The sequence below is a fragment of the Corynebacterium hiratae genome, assembly GCF_009708045.1.
Lineage (GTDB): Bacteria > Actinomycetota > Actinomycetes > Mycobacteriales > Mycobacteriaceae > Corynebacterium > Corynebacterium hiratae.
Window position 1 is genome coordinate 47,804 of sequence record NZ_VIOG01000002.1, and the last position, 18,783, is coordinate 66,586.

Below are 18,783 nucleotides of genomic sequence, written 5' to 3' on the forward strand. Positions count from 1 at the left end.
TCACCCCAAAAGTGTGGTGCATTTTATACACATTTCCGCATTCTTCGGCTATAGTACCGATAGCTCTCTTTTTAACTCTCCATCAATAGATATGACTGAAGGTGAATGGCGTGACCAACACCCAGAGCGAAGCTCTCCCTTTCGATCGTGCCGCGGCTGCCACCGTGATTAGCGCCTTGGATTCACCACTGCGCATCGATATCATTCAGCGCCTCTCCGAGCGCGACCACTACGTCCACGAACTTGTGTCCGCGACCGGCAAGTCGCAGCCACTTATTAGCCAACACCTGCGGGTTTTGAAGCGCGCGAACATCGTCGACAGCGAGCGCACCGGCCGCGAAGTCCGCTACTCTCTGGTGGCGCCTAAGGTGCTGCCCTTGCTTCGCGACGCCTCACTGGCCACCGCTTAATGGAAGTGTGTTGATAAACTAGGCGCCATGTCCATCCACGACAGTATTCCCAAACTCGGTGCTCGCAATACCCGCCAGCGCACCGCCGTCGTCGAAGTCTTGCGTAGTCTCGACAAATTCGCCTCTGCCAAGGACATACACCAGGCGCTTATCGACGGCAACCAGAAAGTCGGCCTCACCACCGTCTACCGCACGCTCCAATCGCTTTCAGAGATTGAAGCTGTCGATGCGCTGCACATGCCCTCCGGCGAAACCCTCTACCGGCACTGCGAAAGCGATGCGCACCACCACCACTTGGTGTGCACCAAGTGCGGCCGCACCGAGGAAATCGATGGCGGCCCTATTGAAGAGTGGGCCTCCTCGGTAGCCAAGAAGCACGACTTCGAGCTGACCGGCCACGATGCCGAAATCTTCGGCATCTGCGCCGAGTGCCGCGCCTGAGGCTTTCTACTTGACGCCGCCGAAGCGGCGGTCGCGCCGCGCGTACTCCTCCACCGCGGCAAACAAGTCTTCCGGCGTGAAGTCCGGGAAGAGCTTGTCCTGGTAAATCATCTCTGCATAAGCCGACTGCCAGAGCAGGAAGTTAGAGGTGCGCTTTTCGCCGGAGGGGCGCAAGAACAGATCCACGTCTGGCATATCGGGGTCATACATCACCGAGCTCACCGTCTTCTCATTGATAGAGCGCGGGTCAATCTCGCCGCGGGAGACTTGCTCGGCGAGTTCCCGGATGCCGTCGACAAGCTCGGCGCGCCCACCGTAATTCACGCACATCACCAAGGTCATCTTGGTGTTGTCCTTGGTGAGCTCCTCGGCGGCCTCGAGCTCCTTGATCACGGAGCGCCACAGGCGTGGACGACGGCCGGCCCACACCACGCGCACTCCCCTATCGTTAAGCCAGTGGCGCTGGCGGCGCAGCACGTCGCGGTTAAAGCCCATGAGGAAGCGGACTTCCTCCGCGCTGCGGCGCCAGTTTTCCGTGGAGAAGGCGTAGGCGGACAGGTAGGGAACGCCGAGGGCGAGGCAGGCATCGACGACGTCGAGAAGCACGGCTTCCCCGCGCCGGTGGCCTTCGGTGCGCTTCATGCCGCGCTCCTCCGCCCAGCGGCCGTTACCGTCCATGACCAGCGCGATGTGGCGCGGCAGGAACTCCTGCGGGATAGCGGGCGGATGCAGAACTCGGTTCGGGTCAGGCGTAATCACGGGTTACAGTCTACTGTTCCATGATCCCCAGCGCGCCAACGGAGCGCTCGAGGTGCCATTGCAGGTGGGCGCGGGTGAGGCGATGGGCCTCTTGGGCTTGGGCGTTCGTCGGCTGGCTGGGGTGGTCGTGGGCGATGAGCCACATGTGGTGCAGGGTTTCCGGGTCCACCTCGGCGGCTCCCGGCGGGCGGCATTGGTGGCAGGCAGCTCCGCCCACGGCCGGGTGGAAGGCGTGGTGGGGGCCGGGCCTTTGGCACTGGGCGCAATCGAAAAGGCTGGGTGCCCAGCCGGCGTGGGACATGGCTTTGAGGAGGAATGCGTCGAGAAGCATGAGCGGATCTCCGTGCTGAAGCTTGTCGAGGACATCGACGCAGGCATCGTAGAGGTAGGGGTCCCCGGGGGCATCGGCGGCGGCGAGGCGCTCGGCGGATTCGAGGGCGGCGCAGGCGGCGGTGTAGCGCTCGTAGTCCTCGATGATGCGCGCGCCGAAGTAGTCAACGGTATCGGCTTGGGAAATGGTGTAGAGGTTGCGGCCGGGATACAGCTGCACGTCGAGGTTGACAAAGAGCTGCAGGCGCGAGCCGAAGCGCGATTTGGCGCGGCGAACACCCTTGGCCACCCCGCGCACGAGGCCGTGGTAGCGGGTCAAGAGCACGATGATGCGATCCGCCTCGCCGAAATCATAGGTGCGGATGACGAGGGCGCGGTCGCGGAAATTCTCGCGCATGTAGAAGCTCGCCAGCTCTTAGAAGCCCAGGCGGCCCAGCGCCTTCGGGTCCGATTGCCAGTTCTTCAAAACCTTAATGCGCAGGTCAAGGTAGACGTTCTGGCCCAGCAGCTGGATGATTTCCTTGCGGGCGGTGCCCACGATGCGGCGGAAGCGGCGGCCATCTTTGCCCTCGATGATGCGCTTTTGGCCAGGGCGCTCCAGGTAGAGGATGGCGTGGACGTTGAGGACGTCGGGGCGTTCCTGGCTGGGCAGGATTTCGTCGACCTCGACGGCGACCGAGTGCGGCAGCTCGTACTTCAGGCCGGAGAGCGCGGACTCGCGGATGAGCTCGGCGATGCGCTTGGACTGGTCTTCGTCGGTGACATGGTCGTCCGGGTAGAACTTGGGGCCTTCGGGCAGGTGGTCCACGATGACCTGGGTCAGCTCATCCAGCTGCACGCGCTCGGTGGCGGAAACTGGGATGACCACGGCATCGGGGTTCTCTTCGGCGAGCAGCTCATGCAGGGCGAGCAGCTGGGCGCCAACCTGGTCCTTGGAGGCTTTGTCCAGCTTGGTGACGATGCCGATGATGGGGGTTTTCGGGGCGACCTTGCGGACGTTCTCCAGGATCCAGCGGTCGCCAGGGCCAATCTTCTCATCCGCGGGGATGGTCAGGCCGATGACGTCGACGTCGGCATACGTGTCTTTGACAACTTCATTGAGGCGCTCGCCGAGCAAAGTGCGCGGGCGGTGCAGGCCGGGCGTGTCGACGAGGACGATCTGCGCGTCCTCGCGGTGGACCAGGCCGCGGATGGGGTGGCGGGTGGTCTCGGGTTGGTCAGCCGTGATGGCGATCTTCTGCCCCACCAGGGCGTTGGTCAGGGTGGACTTGCCGGTGTTGGGGCGGCCGACGAAAGACACGAAGCCGGAGCGGAAGCCCTCAGGCGTGTCGGTGTATTGCGAGTAGTCGGCGGCGTTGGCTTCGCCCTCGGCTGGCAGGTCGGCGAAGGCGGCATCGAAATCAGTGCTCATATTGCCTCATATCATAACGCACGAGCTGCCGAGTCCCGTTCTTCCTGTATGGCCCTGCTCTGACTCTCGACGTGCGGCCCCGAGAGCTTCCTGCCGATGCGCCGGCAGATGGTCCTTCTACTCTGGTCCCTTCTCTGTGCAAAGGGACCATCTGGTGCCGGTTTTCGCGTGCTAAATGGTCCCTTTAGTGTGCGAAGGGACCAGACTAAAGGGACCTTCTGTGCTCCTCCGGGGGTCATCCGCCCTGCAGATGGTTCGAGTCAGGCGGTTCTAGTCATAAGGTTTCCTTGCCCCCAAACGAACCATCTAGCGGCCTCCAGAAGGTTTGTTTGCCCCCAAGAGAACCTTCTGACCCGAACCGTTTGAGTAGAACCTTATAGCTGGAAACGACATCGTTGAAGGTGGGCCGCGAAAGCAGCAACGAGGTGCGGGTGAAGGTTGGTGGCGCGAGGTTATCCGCCGCATGTTGACTGCGAAAAAGCTTGCGCCACATGGCATCTTGCAAACGGCATCTTCCGAAAGGCGTCTTTGGTAGGAAAAACGCCATCTGGACGCCGCAAAAGGCGTTTTCAGGAGTGAAAACGCCTTCTGACAGATGCCTTCTGCGGGATGCCATTTGCCGGACGCCTTTTGCGGGGCTAAGGATCAGACTGGCGCGCGAGACCAAGCAAAACCAAGGATCATGCTGGTGCGCGAGACCAAGAAAACCAGACAGAGCCCAAGGCTGCAAAGGCGCGCGGGCAGCGAAAGAGGCGTGAAAGCTAGAGCTCCGTGACCTGGAACTGCAGCTGCGGGTGAGCGAAGACGTCCTGCGACTCGATGAGCAGCAGTTCCTGGGAATCCGCCTCGTAGGTGTTCTGCAGCAAGTCGAAGACGGAAGACGCGGTGCGCTTGAGCGCTTCCTTCGCATCATGCGTCTCCACGTAGTGGCCGGTGAAAAGCGAGGCCGTGACATCGCCCGAGCCGTTGCGCTTGAACGGCAGCTTGGGGGTGGTAACCAGGAAGGCGCGCTCGCCATCAACGGCGAGCATCTCAATCTCGTCCTCGCTGGTCTCTGGGCGCTGCACCGAGGTCACCAGCACAGTCTTCGGTCCGATCTCCTGAGCGCGCTTCACCGCGGCGAGGGTCTGCTTCAAGGTGCCGACCTCGGAGTCCGTCAAGTAGCCCAGCTCAAACTGGTTCGGGGTGATGATGTCCGCGACGGGAACGACCTTATCGCGCAGCAGCGGCGGGATTTCATCGGAGACGAAGCAGCCGGACTTGGCGTTGCCCATCACCGGGTCGCAGGCATAGAGGGCACTCGGGTTAACCGCCTTGATGCGGTTCACGGCATCCACGATGGCGCCGGCGATGTCCGGGCCGCCCTGGTAGCCAGACAAAATCGCATCAATGCGCGGAAAGGCGCCGCGCTTCTCGATGCCGTCCACAATCGCCGTGACCTCTTCCGCCGGGATCATCGGCCCGCCCCAATCGCCATAACCGGTGTGGTTGGAGAAGTTCACCGTGTGAATCGGCCACACCTCATGGCCAGCGCGCTGAAGTGGAAAGACTGCTGCGGAGTTGCCCACGTGGCCGAAGGTGACGTGGGACTGAATGGAGAGGATGTTCATAATCCCCTATTGTGCTACGCCCCACGCAGCACCTCAACGATTGGCCTCATTTAAGCAAAGAAACTGTTTTAGAGTGACCGTGTCTGGAGTGGCGCTAAACCCGCGCCGAGTCACTTTAGATTCCGCCGCCGGGGACTTCCTTGTCCAGTTCGGCACGCTCGGCCGCATCCGGGAAGGCCTTCGGGCCAGAAGGCTTGGGCTGGTAGCTCACGCCGCGTGCTGCCAAGTCCTCGTACCAGTCCGCCAGCAGCTCATTCTGCAGGCCGAACATTTCCTTTTCCTCCGCCGCAGTCGTGTGGTCATAGCCCAGCAGGTGCAGGCAACCATGCACGGTGAGCAGAGCCAGCTCGTGGCCCAGTGAGTGGCCGGCGGCCGTGGCCTGGCGCTGAGCAAACTCCGGGCAGAGCACAATATCGCCCAGCATCGCAGGTCCGGCCTCCACCGCGTCGGGGCGGCCAGCGGTAGCACCCGGGGTGAGCTCATCCATGGGGAAGCTCATCACATCGGTCGGGCCCTCTAGGTCCATCCAGCGCACGTGCAGCTCCGCGATGGTATCCAGATCCACCGCAGTAATCGTGCACTCGGCATCCGGATTCACGTCGAGGCGGCCGAGGGCGTAGGAGCAGACGTCGATCAGCATCTCCTCGTTGACGCCGTCATAACCGGACTCGTTAATAAACTCGATGCTCATTTCTTCTCCTCCTGCTCAGCAAAGTTATCGTAGGCCTCGACAATGCGCCCGACCAGCTGGTGGCGCACCACATCAGCAGAGCCCAGCTCCGCGAAGTGGATATCCGGCACGCCCTTCAGAATGCGGCGCACCAGGCGCAGACCGGAGACCTGGCCACCGGGCAAGTCCACCTGGGAAATATCGCCGGTCACCACGATGGTGGAGCCAAAGCCCAGGCGCGTCAGGAACATCTTCATCTGCGCCGGGGTGGTGTTTTGGGCCTCGTCGAGGATGACGAAGGCATCGTTGAGCGTGCGGCCACGCATATAGGCCAGGGGTGCGACCTCAATGATGCCGGCCTCCATGAGCTTTGGAATCATCTCCGGATCGATCATGTCCCGCAAAGCGTCGTACAGCGGGCGCAGGTAAGGGTCGATCTTGTCGTTGAGGGTGCCGGGCAGAAAGCCCAGCTTCTCCCCCGCTTCAACTGCCGGGCGGGTCAAGATAATGCGGCTGACCTGCTTGGCGCGCAGGGCCTGCACCGCTTTCGCCACCGCCAAGTAGGTCTTACCGGTACGGCCGGACCGATACCGAAGACAATCGTGTTCTCATCGATGGCCTGCACATAGCGCGATTGGCCAAGAGTTTTCGGGCGCACGGCCTTGCCGCGGCGCGAGACGATATCCGCCGCGAGCGTCTCAGACACAGAGGCTGGGGCATCCACCGTGACCAGGTCCAGGGTGTGCTTCACGGTATCGGTGCTCACCGGATGCCCACGGCGGGCAATCGCCTCGAGCTCTTCGAGGACCTTGCGCGCGCGGGCCACCTCATAGTCCGGGCCGGCGGCGGTGACTGTGGTCCCGCGAGCGAAGAGGTCCACGCCCACGAGGTTGCCCAAAACGCGCAGGTTATCGTCCGCCGGACCGAGCACCGTGGCGAGGTAGGCGGAATCGAGATCAAACTTGGTGGTGATAATAGGCACGCCCAAAAGGCTACCAGCGCGCGGTCAGGGTGCCGATGCTGGCCAAGGCCACCATGCTTGCCGACGCCGTCCGCAACACCTCCGGCCCCAACTTGATCGCCGTCGCCCCGGCCTCCCGCAGGCGGGCTAGTTCCTCCGCGCCGATGCCGCCCTCCGGGCCCACCAGCAGGTAGATGGTCTCGGCGGAGTCGAGGTCAGCAAGATCCTTGAGCCGAGCCTCGGCGTCCTCGTGGAGGACCAGCGCGCGAGCACCGGAGATTTCCTGGCACAGCTGGCGGGTGGTCAGCGGGCCGCGCACGGCGGGCACGCGCGCGCGGCGCGATTGCTTAGCGGCCGCCACGGCCGCGGATTCCCACTTGGCTAGCGCCTTCGGGGCCTTCTTGGCATCCCACTTGGACACGCAGCGATCCGCCTGCCAGGCGATGATCTCATCCGCCCCGGCCTGGGTGGCCAGGTCGACGGCGAGCTCGGAGCGCTCGACTTCGGGATGGCCTGGACCACGATGACGCGCGGGGAGGGTTCGGGGATGATCGCGAGGTCGTCGACAAGCGCGGCCAGCGTGTCCTTGCCCTGCGTATCGGTGATGGTCGCGGTGGCGCGGCGCCCGGACCCATCTATCAGGACCAGGTGCTCCCCTGGGCCCATGCGCTTGACGGTGACCGCGTGGCGGCCCTCCGCGCCGTCGAGGCCCACGGGCTGGCCGACCTCAGCAAGGGACAGGTCCGGGTGGAGGAAAACAGGCAGAGACATTAGCGGCGGAACTTATCGCGGAAGCGGCTAAAGAGGGACTCGCCGTGGTCATCGTCGGCGCGGTGCACCTCGGTGCCGCCGTGGCCGGCAGCCCGGACCTTTTCGAGGGCCTCGCGGGTCTTCTTATCCAGGTCGGTCGGGACGACGACGTCGACGTGGGCAAAGAGGTTGCCATAACCATCGGTGCGCAGGCGCGGCATGCCCTTGCCCTGCACGGTAATGGACTCGCCCGGCTGGGTGCCCGGAGCGATATCGATGGTGAGCTCCTCGCCGTCAAGCTGCTCGACGGTGCAGGAAGCACCGAGGGCGGCATCCACCATGGGCACGCGCACGGTCAGGTGCAGGTCATCGGCGTTGCGCTCGAAGACGGGGTGCGGCTGGGTATGCACCTCAACGTACAGGTCGCCAGCGGGGCCGCCGCCGTGACCGACCTCGCCCTGGGACGCCATGCGGATGCGCATGCCATCGCCAATGCCGGCAGGAATGTTCACCGTAATATCGCGGCGCTTGCGCACGCGGCCATCGCCGCCGCAGTGGCCACAAGGATCGGTGACCACTTCGCCGAAGCCGTAGCACTTCGGGCAATCGCGGGTGGTCATCATGTTGCCCAGCATGCTGCGCTGGACCTCCTGAACCTGGCCCATGCCGCCGCAGTGATCACAGGTCACCGGCTTGGACTTGGACTCGGAACCGGTTCCCTCACAGCGGTCACAGATCACAGCGGTATCGACCTTAACCTGCTGCTTCACGCCGCTATAGGCCTCCTCGAGGGTAATGGTGGTGCGCAGGAGCGCATCATCGCCCGGCTGCACGCGGGAACGCGGACCGCGGGAGGCAGCTCCCCCGCCGAAGAACTCGGCGAAGATATCCCCGAGGCCGCCGCCACCGAAACCACCAAAGCCGCCGCCCTGGGCTGCGCGCTCCTCCATGGGGTCACCACCCATGTCCACAACCCGGCGCTTCTGCGGATCCAGCAGAACCTCCTGCGCAAGGGAAGCCTCGCGGAACTTCTCCGCGGCCTCGTCATCGCCCGGGTTCACGTCCGGGTGGTACTTGCGCGCCAGCTTGCGGTAGGCCTTCTTAATCTCGGCATCCGACGCCGACTTTTCTACACCAAGAATGCCGTAGTAGTCACGAGCCACGTACTGTCATCCTTCTATATCTCGTTGATGCTAAATCTAATCCGACGGGCCAGCTTACTCGCCCGCCAGAATTTCACTCACATAGCGTGCAACGGCAGAGACCTTGGAGATTGTTCCCGAGTAGTCCATATACGTCGGACCCACCACACCGAGCCCGCCGAGTGCTGCGGCCTCCGAGCCGGTGCCGAATCCATAGCGCGTGGCCACGACGGAGGTTTGGCGCAGCTCATCGGCCTCGTTTTCCTCGCCGATGGAGACCGAAACATTGCCCAGGTCTGGCACGCGCGCCAGCAATTTCAGCACCACGACCTGCTCTTCCAGGGCCTCGATGATCGACGGCAGGCCCTCGGGCAGGGCCACGCGGGTGAGGTTAGAGGTGCCCGCCATAATCAGGCGATCGGAGGGCTGTTCGACGAGGGTCTCAATCAGCGTGGTGGCTGCTTTGAGGAGGTGGGGGCGGATGTCGGCTGGGGAGTCGTCGACAAGCGCGGCCAACTCCGCCGAGGCATCGGTGAGCGTCTTACCCTCCAGGGCGGTGTTGAGGATATCGCGCAGGCGGTGGGTCTGCTCGGGGTCGATGACGTCATCGAGCTCCACATTGCGCTGATCGACGCGCCCATTATCCGTAATCAGCACCAGCAGCAGGCGCACCGGTGACAAAGCTACGACCTCGCAGTGCTTGACGCGGGAGACTTTGAGGTTGGGCATCTGCACCACGGCAGCTTGCTTGGTCACCTGGGCCAGCAGCTGGACCGAACGGCGCAGGACGTCTTCCAAATCGACGCCGCCTTCGAGGAAGGTGAGCATGGCGCGGCGCTCGGCCTTGGAGAGCGGCTTGACGTCGTGGAGCGTGTCGACGAACTGGCGGTAGCCCTTCTGCGTGGGCACGCGCCCGGAGCTGGCGTGTTCTTGGGCGATGAGGCCTTCGGCTTCGAGCACGGCCATGTCATTGCGAATCGTCGCCGAGGACACGCCCAGCTGGTAGCGCTCGAGCAGGGCCTTGGAGCCGACCGGCGATTGCGAGGCGATGTAGTCCGCGACGATGGCGCGCAGGACTTCTTGGCGGCGGGCATCGGTGGAGCTAGACATGTCTTTAAGGCTATCCGTTCTGGCGGTCAGGGGTGGAAAAGCTGTGGAAATCAACGACTACGGGCAGGTAGTTCACCGCCGCTTCCAAGTGGTTCTACTCAAATGGTTCGGGTCATACGGTTTACCTGTGCCCAAACGAACCTTCTTGCAGCCCAAGGAAGGTTTGTTTGCCCCCCAAACAAACCTTCTGACTGGAGCCTTTTCACTGGAACCATCTACGAGGGTCGAAGCCAGCCGCTAGTGGGCCAGCTGATGCGGACTTGGAGGCCGGCCCGCAGGTGGGGCAAGCCGCTAACGAGCGGTGTCTTCAGCCACAAGGAGGTCGGTGATGATCCCGTCCGCGAGCAGGCGGCCCGCCTTGGTCACGCGGAGGCGGCCGTCACAAAGCTCGAGCAGGCCGCGCTCAATAAAGCGCGCGGCCACGGGCTCGGCGGCCGGCGCGAGCCAGGACGCCGGGATGCCCTCGCGCAGGCGCAGGCCCAGCATGATGCGCTCGGTGTGGCGGTCGGCGGCGCTGAGCTGCTCGCGCTCCTTGATGGGCAGCTCCCCCTCGCCGACGGCCTTGATGTAAGTCCGCGGGTTCTTCACGTTGAAGAAGCGCTCGTTGCCCAGGTGCGAATGCGCGCCCGGGCCCGCGCCCCACCAATTGCCGTCCATCCAGTAGATGCGGTTGTGCTGGCACTCCCCGCCCGGCTTGGCCCAGTTGGACACCTCATACCACTCGAAACCCTCGGCTTCGAGTGTGGAGGAGATCATCTCATAGCACCGGGCCAGCACGTCCTCATCCGGGGCCGGAAGCAGACCCTTCGATACCTTGCGGGCCATACGCGTGCCATCTTCCACGATGAGCGAATACGCGCTGATGTGATCCACCCCGGTCTCCAAGGCACGCTCCAAGGTCAGGGCCACATCCGCATCTTCTTCTGTCGGCGTGCCATAAATCATGTCCAAGTTGACGTGCTCGAAGCCCGCATCGATGGCTTCGCGCGCCGCATCGAAGGCCCGGCCCGGCGTGTGGGCTCGCTCCAACACGGCGAGCACCCCCGGGGAGGCGGATTGCATGCCCAGGGAAAGGCGGGTGAAGCCGGCGTCGAGAAGCCCAGCGAAGTACTCCGGCGAGGTGGATTCCGGGTTGGATTCCGTGGTGACCTCCGCGTCCGGGGCGAGGCCGAAGGTGTCGCGAACCTTCGACAAGACACGGCCCAGGCCGTCGGCGCCCAGCAGGCTCGGCGTGCCACCGCCAATAAAAACCGTCTCGGCCTCGCGCCCCACCTGGGCCGCCGCCATCTCCAGTTCCTTCTCCAGAGCAGCCAGATAATCGCTGGTCAGGTCCCCTCCCAGCTCACCCGGGGTATAGGTGTTGAAGTCGCAGTAGCCGCAACGGGAGGCGCAGAAAGGAACGTGAATGTAGAGACCAAAGGGATCCATGGGAACAAAGTATCCGACAGCGCCGTTAAAGCGGTAGTCTATAGTGCAGATTTGCAACCCCGATAGTGAAGAAAGGCCTCTTTTAAGTGGAACCTCCGAGTCGATGTCCCCGCCGCCTCCTTAAGGCGGTGGGGTAAGCCGTGTTATCTGCCATCCTGATGATTGTGGCGGGTTTCGCCGTCATCGCTCTCATTATCGTGGCCAACGCCTACTTCGTGGCGCAGGAATTCGCCTTCATGTCGGTGGACCGCACGCAGCTGCGCCAGCGCGCAGCGACTGGGGATAAGCCCGCGGAGCGCGCCTTAAAGATCACGCAAAAGACATCCTTCATGCTCTCCGGCGCGCAGCTGGGTATCACGATTACCGGCCTGCTCATCGGTTATGTGGCCGAGCCCCTCGTGGGCCAAGGCCTGGGCCAGCTGCTGGGCGGCGTGGGCGTGCCCACGGGTGTGTCCGTCGCGGTAGGCACCGTGGCGGCGCTTGCTATTTCGACGGTTCTCACCATGCTCTTCGCCGAGCTCTTCCCGAAGAACTACACCATCGCAGCCCCCATGAAGTCAGCGCTGTGGCTGTCCGCATCGACGATGTGGTACCTCAAGATTTTTGGCTGGCTCATCCACTTCTTCGAGTATTCCTCCAATGCCCTGCTCAAGTTATTCGGCATCGAGCCGGTGGAGGATGTCGATTCTTCTGCCACCACCGATGACTTGGAGTCCATCGTCGATGCCTCCCACGAGGCCGGCGACTTGGATGAGGACACCTACCTGGTGCTCGACCGCCTCCTCGACTTCCCCGAACACGACGTGGGACACGCCATGATTCCGCGCTCGCGCGTGGATGTCATCGAGCCCGAAACCACCATCGGCGAGGTGCGCGAGATGATGTCGGAGAACCACACCCGCTACCCCATCATCGACGATGAACACAATCCCATCGGCGTGGTGCACCTCTACGACGTGCTGGGCACCGAGCTGCCCGCGGCCACCCCGGCCCGCGAAATCATGAAGGCCCCCGTGGTGGTGCCGGAGCTCATGCCGCTTCCCGACGTCGTCACGGAGCTTCGCGACGCCGACGAGAAACTCGCCTGCGTCATCGACGAATACGGCGGCTTCGTCGGCATCGTGACCATGGAGGACTTGGCCGAGGAAATCCTCGGCGATGTCACCGACGAGCACGACCTCGAAGAAACCGAGGAAATCACTGAGCAGGACGAGACGCACTGGATCGTCGACGGTGACACGCCCATCGACGAGGTGGAGCGCGCCATCGGCCACGACCTGCCAGAGGGCGATTTCGAAACCGTCGCCGGCCTGCTCATCGCGCACTCCGGCACGCTGCCGGAAGAAGGCGAAGAGCTTTCCATCGAGCTTGAGGCCGAGCCGGAAGATTGGGTCGACGGCGACGAAGCCCCCATCCGCACGCTCAACGTGCGCGTCGAGGAAATCGACCGCCACGTCCCCTCCGTCCTGGCGCTCGAGCTAGTGGAGGAGTTTCCGGAAGGAGATGATGACTAATGACTGATACCTGGTGGTTCAACCTCCTTATCACTGTTCTCATCATCGCTGCTTCCGCGTTCTTCGTGGTCATCGAGTTCTCCCTCATGGGCGCGCGCCGCAACCGTTTGGAGGAGACCGCGGAATCCTCGGCAGCTTCGCGCGCGGGCCTGCGCTCGCTCAATGAGCTGACCATCATGCTGGCCGGCGCCCAGCTGGGCATTACCGCCGCGACCTTCGTCCTGGGTGCCGTGACCAAGCCGTGGGTCCATCACCTGTTGATGACGCCACTGGAGGCCCTTGGCCTGCCGCTGGGCGTTGCTGACGTCGTTTCCTTCCTGCTGGCCCTTTTCGTCGTGACCTTCCTGCACCTGGTCATCGGTGAGATGGCGCCGAAGTCTTGGGCCATTGCTCACCCGGAGACCGCCCTCCAGCTCATCGCGGTGCCCGCCCGCGGCTTCATCTGGCTCTTCCGTCCGCTGCTGATTTGGATCAACAAGATGGCCAACAAGCTGGTGACGATGGCCGGCGAGGAGCCCGTCGACCGCGCTGGTGCCGCCGGCTATGACGCGGAGACCCTGCGCCACTTGGTCGAGCACTCGCGTCTGACGGGCACGCTTGACGACGACTCCGCCAACCAGATCACCGGCGTCATCGAGCTGGAAGCCGCCACCGCGGCCCAGTTGGCCCGCGAGCACGGCTCGGAAATCCTGCCGCTGTCCTCCGATGCCACCGTGGCCGAGCTCCACGAACTCGTAGTACGCAAGTCCATCATGCGCGTGCTGGTCTACCCGCGTACCTCGCGCATCCCCCGCATCGTCCATGTGCGCGACACCCTGTTGGCGGACCCGGAAACTCCGGTGCTGGATTTCTCCCGCCCCGCACTGGCGGTGGGCTCCTCCTCCACCGTGCAGAAGACTCTGGACCAGATGCGCGCCCGCAACGAGCAGCTCGTCGTCGTGGGCAAGCCCACCAAGGACAAGACGGTGTGGATCCTCACCTGGGATGACATCATGGGCCAGCTGTGGCCGCAGATTACGGAGCAGCTGGACCAGGCCGTGCCGGCGTCAAAGAACCCGGGGGCCTAGCGCGTACGCGCTAGGCGTGGCGCACAGCCAGGCCTGGCACGGAAGCTTGGCCAGTACCCAGAGAGACGAAGAGCGCCACCGAGAGAGGGAATCTCGGTGGCGCTTTTCTTAGGTAATCCTTGTGTGTTGGCAACAAGGAAGTCTGTGATGCGGCGACTAGGCAGTCGTGGCGGCCTTCTTCTGGCGCTTGGCGCGCACGCGGGCAACAACGGCGTCGATACGCGCGCGCTCCTCCAGGAAGGGCGGCGGGTTATGCCCGCGCATGGTGCGCACGAAGGCGGGGTGTGCCTCAACGACGGTGTGGCGCCAGGCCTGCACTGCGATGAGCGAGGATTCTCCCGCGCGCTTGTACAGGTTTGGCAGGGAGACCACGTCGAGGTTGCGGGCCACGGCGTCGGTTTGCGCCAGCACGTACTCCACCAGCTCCCGCAGGTAGGCAGCCACCGCGGCGGTGCGACCGCGCAGAGTCTCTGCCAGCTCCGAGACCACGACGGGCGGGCCGGAGATGGGCAGGCCCTCAGCGAGCGCGCGTGCGGTGAGCTGTTTCGGCTCCTCGACATCATTGTCGCCGGAGGAAGCAGCGGAGATAGTGCCGGACTTCAGCCCGGAAACCAGCGCGTGGCGCAGGCCGATGAGCTCGCCGACACAACGCCCGGAATCCACGCGGGCGTCCTCGACGATGTCCCCCAGCTCAGCCAAGCAGTCGAGGGAGAGTTCATCGTCCCAGTCCTCGATGGCCTCGATGAGGTGCTCGATGTAGTCAACGACTTCGTCGCCGATGTTATAGATTTCTTGGGTCAGCTCACGGTGGCGCAGCTCGGCTGCGATTTTGTGCATAGGCTGCCCTTTCCGCGAGAACCTCTAGTTGAGGTTTAGAGTTTTTCTGACCCCGCTGACTCTATTAGAGATTCTCCCGTGGGTCTGCGCGACACTCCGAAGGAATTCACAGACTCCATCCAGCCTTATTTCTTGCCGGCGTAGAGGCGCTCGATGTCCGCCGCGTAGCGCTGTGCCACGACATAGCGCTTCACCTTCATCGTGGGGGTGAGCTCGTTGCTTTCCTCGGTGAGGTCCTGGTCGAGGATGACGAACTTCTTGATGCCCTCGGCGTGGGAGACCGTAGCGTTGACCTGGTTGATGGCGTCCTGGATATCCGCGCGCAGTGCCGGATCCGCTGCCACCTCACGCATGCCCTTGGTCGCGGAAATGTTGTGATCGGCCTTCCAGCGCTTGAGCGCGTCCTCATCGAGGGTGAGCAAGACGCCGATGAAGGGCTTGCCGTCGCCGACCACCATGGCCTGGGAAATCAGCGGGTGGGAGCGCAGGATATCTTCCATCGGCCCCGGCGAGACGTTCTTGCCGCCGGCGGTGACGATGAGGTCCTTCTTGCGGCCGGTGATAACGAGCTTGCCGTCCTCATCGATTTCACCCAGGTCGCCGGTGTTGTACCAGCCGTCCTGCAGGGAGTTCTCGGTGGCTTCCTCGTTCTGCCAGTAGCCCTTGAAGACGATATCGCCCTTGATCAGGATCTCGCCGTCGTCGTTAATGCGCATCGTCGTTCCGCCCAGTGGTGGACCAACGGTACCGATGGACTGGTCCACGAAGTCCACGGCGGCAGCCGCTGCGGTCTCCGTCAGGCCATAGCCCTCGTAGATGGTCACGCCGATGCCGCGGTACCAGTGCAGCAAGTCCTGCGAGATGGCCGAACCACCGGAGATGCAGTACTTGACCTCGCCGCCCATCGCCTGGCGGATGGCGGAATAGACCAGCTTGTCAAAGGCCTTGTGCTTGGCCTTGAGGACTCGGTTGGGGCCCTCCGGGGTGTCCAGCGCCTTGGAGTATTCGATGGCGACCTTTTCAGCTTGGTCGAAGATTGCACCCTTGAATGCGGAGGAGGCGTGGGCCTTCGCGGACGCGCCGTTGCGTACCTTCTCAAACACGCGCGGCACGCCGAGGATCAGGTTCGGGCGGGAGCGCGCGAATTCGATGGTGATGGTGCCGAAATCGGACCAGTGGTTCTGGGAGGCACCGCCGATGGTGACCGCCAGTGACACCGCGCGGCTAAAGACGTGTGCCAAAGGCAGGAAGGTCAAAACGTGCGCACCCGGCACGGCGATGGCACCAATGGGGTTGGTCAGCAGGCCGCGCGCCTCTGCCAGCCAATTGCGGTGGGTCAGCATGCAGCCCTTGGGGCGACCGGTGGTGCCAGAGGTGTAGACCAGCGAGGCGACGTCATCGGTGTTCGTGGCTTCGATGCGCTGGTCGACGGCATCGTCGCTGACATCGCGGCCTTCAAACTTCAGCGTATCGATGGCCGAAGAGTTGATCTCTAGGACGCGGCGCAGCTGGGAGGGCGAGCCATGCAGCTGCGGGGTGCCATCCTCCTGCAGTTTCAGGTGCTTGACCAGCTCGGAGTGCTCGCGGGTTTCCGTAATGGCAAGGATGGCGCCGGAATCCTCGATAATCCACTGCACCTGCGACATCGATGAAGACGGGTACACCGGAACGGAGATGGCACCGGCGGCCCAGATGGCATAGTCCAACAGGGACCACTCGTAGCGGGTGGTAGAAATAAGAGCCACACGGTCTCCCTGCTCCACGCCGAAAGCGATGAGGCCCTTGGCCACCGCGTAGACTTCCTCCACGAACTCTTTGGCGGTGACGTTGACCCACTCATAGTTCGCGGGGCGGGTAAACAGCACGCCATGTGGGCGGGCGTGTGCCGTAGCCATCATGGCGGTAAGGCAGGTCTCCCCGTCTTTGATCTCGAACTCCGCTTTCGTATGCGCTTCATTCAAAGTCACAGTTGTGTCCTTTCCCACAAAAATTAAATTCCAGCCCACTCTACCAACCGGATTTCTCCCGCACGCGGGGAGGGCGTGGCACAATTGGGGGATGTGACTACCCGTGATCTGCTTCAAGAACTTGCCCAACGCCACGGCGTGGCCTGCGAGTACACCGCCCAGAACGGACAGCCCGTGTACGTCAGCGAGGAAACAATTACCTATACGCTGCGCGCACTCGGCGTCTCTATCTCCGACCGTCCGGACGATGAGGAGCTAACCCAAGCCCTGTTCGAGGATTATCTCGAGCGCGCCTCCCGCCCGCTGCCGCCGTGCGTGGTGGCCCGCGAAGGTGCCGAAAAGTCTTTCGTCGTCCACGTCCACGACGGCGACCCCGTCACCGTCACCATCGAGCTGGAAAACGGCGAGACGCGGCCGACTTACCAGGATCCGAACGACGCCCCGGCTGCCGACGTCGCCGGCACCATGTGGGGCGAGGCCGGCTTCCACGTTCCCGGGGACCTGCCCTTAGGTTTTCACAAGCTGCACTTGTCCTCGCCGGGTATCGGCGAGCACGAATGCCCGCTCATCGTCGTGCCGAACCATCTGAGCACAGCAGATCGCTTCCTCGACCGCCCCGCCGCGGGCGCGATGGCGCAGTTGTATTCGGTGCGCTCCGAGAAGTCCTGGGGCATGGGCGATTTCGGAGATCTAGCCGAACTCGCGGAGGTACTGGCGCCGGATTATGACTTCCTCCTTATCAACCCGCTGCACGCGGGCGAGCCAATCCCGCCTGTGGAGGATTCGCCTTACCTGCCCACCACGCGGCGTTTCATCAACCCGATTTACATCCGCATCGAGGATATTCCGGAGCTGCAACAGCTCAGCCCGGAGCTTCAGGAGGACGTCGCCGAGCTCGCCGCCGAGTTCCGCGAGCGCAACCGGTCTGCCGAAGAGATCGACCGCGATTCCATCTTCGAGGCCAAGCTGCAGGTGCTGCAGGAGCTCTTCAACCAGGGAATGACCCCGGAGCGCCGCACCGCCTTCAGCGAGTACCAGCGCCGCGAGGGCCGCGGCCTGCGCAATTTCGCGCTGTGGTGTGCAGAGACTGAACTCTCGCGCCACAGTGGTCGCCGCCACGCGCTGAGCCTCGACGTCAACGACTTAGCCGAGTTCTATTCCTGGCTGCAGTTCCTCTGCGATGAGCAGCTGGATGCCGCCCAGCGCCGCGCGCTCGACGCCGGCATGAGCATCGGCCTCATCACCGATATGGCCGTGGGCATCCACCCCGCGGGTGCCGATGCCGTCAACCTCTCCGAGTACCTGGCTCCCCAGTGCTCGGTGGGTGCTCCGCCGGATGACTATAACCAGCAGGGCCAGGACTGGTCGCAGCCGCCGTGGCACCCGGTCCGTCTGGCAGAAGCCGGCTACGAGCCGTGGCGTGATTTGCTGCGCACGATGCTGGGCAACGCCGGCGGTCTGCGCGTCGACCACGTGCTGGGCCTTTTCCGCCTGTACTGGATCCCGCGCCAGTCCACCCCACTCAACGGCACCTACGTGACCTATGACTGGGAAGCCATGCTCGGCATCCTCGCGCTCGAGGCCGAACGCGCCGGCGCGGTCCTCGTCGGCGAGGACCTGGGCACCCTGGAACCCTGGGTCCAGAATGCCCTGCAGGACATGGGAGTACTTGGCACCACGATCATCTGGTTTGAGCACGCCAACGAAGGCCCCACCCCGCGCCCGCAGGATCAGTACCGCCACATGGCGATGTCCTCGGTGGGCACGCACGATCTGCCGCCAACGCTCGCCTTCCTGCGCGGCGATCACATCGCACTGCGCGCCCGCCTGGGTCTGCTGACCCGCCCGGTGGCGGAAGAAGAGGCCGAGGACCGCGCGTGGCAGGAAGAGGTCAAGGATAATCTGCAGGCCTATGGCATGTTGGACAATCGCGAGAACGAAGAGGACGTGCTGGTTGCCCTGCACCGCTATGTTGCGGGAACTCCCTCGGCACTGACGGTGACCAACGTGGTGGATATGGTCGGTGACGTGCGCGCACAGAACCAACCGGGCACGACGAAGGACCAGTACCCCAACTGGTGTATCCCGCTGTGCAATACCGCCGGCGAGCCAGTCCTCTTGGAGGATCTACCGAAGCAGGAGCTCTACCAGCGCCTCGCCCAAGCCGCCAAGAGGCCAGGGGACGAACGCTAAAGCGTCGTCCCTTTAAAGGACGACGCCCACCACTGCCACCACGACGATGAGCGCGATCATCAGCCACAGGGTCACGCTCACTCGGGATTTAGGCAGTGCCCGCTTGCGGTGGACGTGTTCGGAGCGCTCGGGGTCCCACAGGCCTTCGCGGTGATCATCGGGAGTCATGGTTCTTCATCCTAG

The 18,783-nt window shown here is 63.5% G+C and carries 17 protein-coding genes and 2 pseudogenes; 5 read left to right on the plus strand and 14 right to left on the minus strand.

Translation table 11 applies throughout. The features are described from left to right. Window positions 1-110: 110 nt before the first annotated feature. Window positions 111-410 (plus strand): ArsR/SmtB family transcription factor, encoded by a 300-nt coding sequence (locus FME68_RS01940; RefSeq protein WP_328287681.1) that lies wholly within the window; start codon window positions 111-113, stop codon window positions 408-410. A gap of 27 nt (window positions 411-437) precedes the next feature. Next, window positions 438-851, plus strand: a complete 414-nt coding sequence (locus FME68_RS01945; RefSeq protein ID WP_158395705.1) for a Fur family transcriptional regulator — start codon at window positions 438-440, stop codon at window positions 849-851. 6 nt (window positions 852-857) lie between these two features. On the opposite strand, the gene FME68_RS01950 is transcribed toward FME68_RS01945, so the two are convergent. The 11 genes and pseudogenes from FME68_RS01950 to hemW all read right to left on the minus strand — a co-directional run bounded on the left by FME68_RS01950 (window position 858) and on the right by hemW (window position 11,022). After that, window positions 858-1,610 (minus strand): isoprenyl transferase, encoded by a 753-nt coding sequence (locus tag FME68_RS01950; protein WP_293774956.1) that lies wholly within the window; start codon window positions 1,608-1,610, stop codon window positions 858-860. Window positions 1,611-1,620: 10 nt separating this feature from the next. Then, window positions 1,621-2,337: a DNA repair protein RecO gene (recO, locus tag FME68_RS01955; protein ID WP_158395707.1), complete on the minus strand. Its 717-nt coding sequence runs from the start codon at window positions 2,335-2,337 to the stop codon at window positions 1,621-1,623. 18 nt (window positions 2,338-2,355) lie between these two features. Continuing rightward, window positions 2,356-3,351, minus strand: a complete 996-nt coding sequence (gene era / locus FME68_RS01960; RefSeq protein WP_046649038.1) for a GTPase Era — start codon at window positions 3,349-3,351, stop codon at window positions 2,356-2,358. Between the two features lie 274 nt (window positions 3,352-3,625). After that, window positions 3,626-3,967 carry a hypothetical protein gene (locus FME68_RS01965; protein ID WP_128081866.1) on the minus strand — a complete coding sequence of 114 codons (342 nt, stop codon included), beginning with the start codon at window positions 3,965-3,967 and terminating at the stop codon, window positions 3,626-3,628. A 145-nt stretch (window positions 3,968-4,112) separates the two neighbouring features. Continuing rightward, on the minus strand, window positions 4,113-4,961 hold the full coding sequence (pdxY, locus tag FME68_RS01970; protein ID WP_070513584.1) for a pyridoxal kinase PdxY: 849 nt from the start codon (window positions 4,959-4,961) through the stop codon (window positions 4,113-4,115). Between the two features lie 115 nt (window positions 4,962-5,076). Further along, window positions 5,077-5,652 (minus strand): rRNA maturation RNase YbeY, encoded by a 576-nt coding sequence (gene ybeY / locus FME68_RS01975; RefSeq protein WP_046649037.1) that lies wholly within the window; start codon window positions 5,650-5,652, stop codon window positions 5,077-5,079. Continuing rightward, window positions 5,649-6,613 (minus strand): annotated as a pseudogene (locus FME68_RS01980) (PhoH family protein). Before FME68_RS01980 ends, ybeY begins: the two are co-directional and overlap by 4 nt. Before the next feature lie 10 nt (window positions 6,614-6,623). Continuing rightward, window positions 6,624-7,363 (minus strand): annotated as a pseudogene (locus FME68_RS01985) (16S rRNA (uracil(1498)-N(3))-methyltransferase). After that, window positions 7,363-8,505 carry a molecular chaperone DnaJ gene (dnaJ, locus tag FME68_RS01990; RefSeq protein WP_046649034.1) on the minus strand — a complete coding sequence of 381 codons (1,143 nt, stop codon included), beginning with the start codon at window positions 8,503-8,505 and terminating at the stop codon, window positions 7,363-7,365. The pseudogene FME68_RS01985 and the gene dnaJ overlap by 1 nt, the downstream one beginning before the upstream one ends. Before the next feature lie 54 nt (window positions 8,506-8,559). Continuing rightward, window positions 8,560-9,594, minus strand: coding sequence for a heat-inducible transcriptional repressor HrcA (gene hrcA, locus FME68_RS01995; protein ID WP_046649033.1), 1,035 nt, complete (start codon window positions 9,592-9,594; stop codon window positions 8,560-8,562). 291 nt (window positions 9,595-9,885) lie between these two features. Then, window positions 9,886-11,022 (minus strand): radical SAM family heme chaperone HemW, encoded by a 1,137-nt coding sequence (gene hemW / locus FME68_RS02000; RefSeq protein ID WP_158395710.1) that lies wholly within the window; start codon window positions 11,020-11,022, stop codon window positions 9,886-9,888. A 140-nt stretch (window positions 11,023-11,162) separates the two neighbouring features. Between hemW and FME68_RS02005 the strand changes: the two genes are divergently transcribed. Both FME68_RS02005 and FME68_RS02010 read left to right on the plus strand, forming a co-directional pair. Further along, the gene (locus FME68_RS02005; RefSeq protein WP_070679333.1) at window positions 11,163-12,536 is read left to right on the plus strand and encodes a hemolysin family protein; all 1,374 of its coding nucleotides are present in this window, start codon (window positions 11,163-11,165) and stop codon (window positions 12,534-12,536) included. After that, window positions 12,536-13,603 carry a CNNM domain-containing protein gene (locus tag FME68_RS02010; protein ID WP_158395712.1) on the plus strand — a complete coding sequence of 356 codons (1,068 nt, stop codon included), beginning with the start codon at window positions 12,536-12,538 and terminating at the stop codon, window positions 13,601-13,603. The genes FME68_RS02005 and FME68_RS02010 overlap by 1 nt, the downstream gene beginning before the upstream one ends. A gap of 156 nt (window positions 13,604-13,759) precedes the next feature. Here the strand turns inward: FME68_RS02010 and FME68_RS02015 are convergent, their stop codons facing one another. Beyond that, window positions 13,760-14,440: a hypothetical protein gene (locus FME68_RS02015; protein ID WP_144013463.1), complete on the minus strand. Its 681-nt coding sequence runs from the start codon at window positions 14,438-14,440 to the stop codon at window positions 13,760-13,762. 125 nt (window positions 14,441-14,565) lie between these two features. Next, window positions 14,566-16,407 (minus strand): AMP-dependent synthetase/ligase, encoded by a 1,842-nt coding sequence (locus FME68_RS02020; RefSeq protein WP_328287682.1) that lies wholly within the window; start codon window positions 16,405-16,407, stop codon window positions 14,566-14,568. Window positions 16,408-16,500: 93 nt separating this feature from the next. Here FME68_RS02020 and malQ point away from each other — a divergent pair, with 93 nt between their 5' ends. Continuing rightward, entirely contained in the window at window positions 16,501-18,600 is a 2,100-nt protein-coding gene (malQ, locus tag FME68_RS02025) for a 4-alpha-glucanotransferase (RefSeq protein WP_328287683.1), read from the plus strand. 12 nt (window positions 18,601-18,612) lie between these two features. Here malQ and FME68_RS13000 read toward each other — a convergent pair whose 3' ends face one another. Then, window positions 18,613-18,768, minus strand: a complete 156-nt coding sequence (locus FME68_RS13000; RefSeq protein ID WP_168162657.1) for a hypothetical protein — start codon at window positions 18,766-18,768, stop codon at window positions 18,613-18,615. Between the last annotated feature and the right edge of the window lie 15 nt (window positions 18,769-18,783).

Bases quoted from the DNA above. Each gene is read 5' to 3' on its own strand.
- FME68_RS01945 (WP_158395705.1), top strand. From the start codon at position 438: ATGTCCATCCACGACAGTATTCCCAAACTCGGTGCTCGCAATACCCGC.
- recO (WP_158395707.1), bottom strand. From the start codon at position 2,337: ATGCGCGAGAATTTCCGCGACCGCGCCCTCGTCATCCGCACCTATGAT.
- era (WP_046649038.1), bottom strand. From the start codon at position 3,351: ATGAGCACTGATTTCGATGCCGCCTTCGCCGACCTGCCAGCCGAGGGC.
- FME68_RS01965 (WP_128081866.1), bottom strand. From the start codon at position 3,967: ATGGCATCCCGCAGAAGGCATCTGTCAGAAGGCGTTTTCACTCCTGAA.
- pdxY (WP_070513584.1), bottom strand. From the start codon at position 4,961: ATGAACATCCTCTCCATTCAGTCCCACGTCACCTTCGGCCACGTGGGC.
- ybeY (WP_046649037.1), bottom strand. From the start codon at position 5,652: ATGAGCATCGAGTTTATTAACGAGTCCGGTTATGACGGCGTCAACGAG.
- hrcA (WP_046649033.1), bottom strand. From the start codon at position 9,594: ATGTCTAGCTCCACCGATGCCCGCCGCCAAGAAGTCCTGCGCGCCATC.
- hemW (WP_158395710.1), bottom strand. From the start codon at position 11,022: ATGGATCCCTTTGGTCTCTACATTCACGTTCCTTTCTGCGCCTCCCGT.
- FME68_RS02010 (WP_158395712.1), top strand. From the start codon at position 12,536: ATGACTGATACCTGGTGGTTCAACCTCCTTATCACTGTTCTCATCATC.
- FME68_RS02015 (WP_144013463.1), bottom strand. From the start codon at position 14,440: ATGCACAAAATCGCAGCCGAGCTGCGCCACCGTGAGCTGACCCAAGAA.
- FME68_RS13000 (WP_168162657.1), bottom strand. From the start codon at position 18,768: ATGACTCCCGATGATCACCGCGAAGGCCTGTGGGACCCCGAGCGCTCC.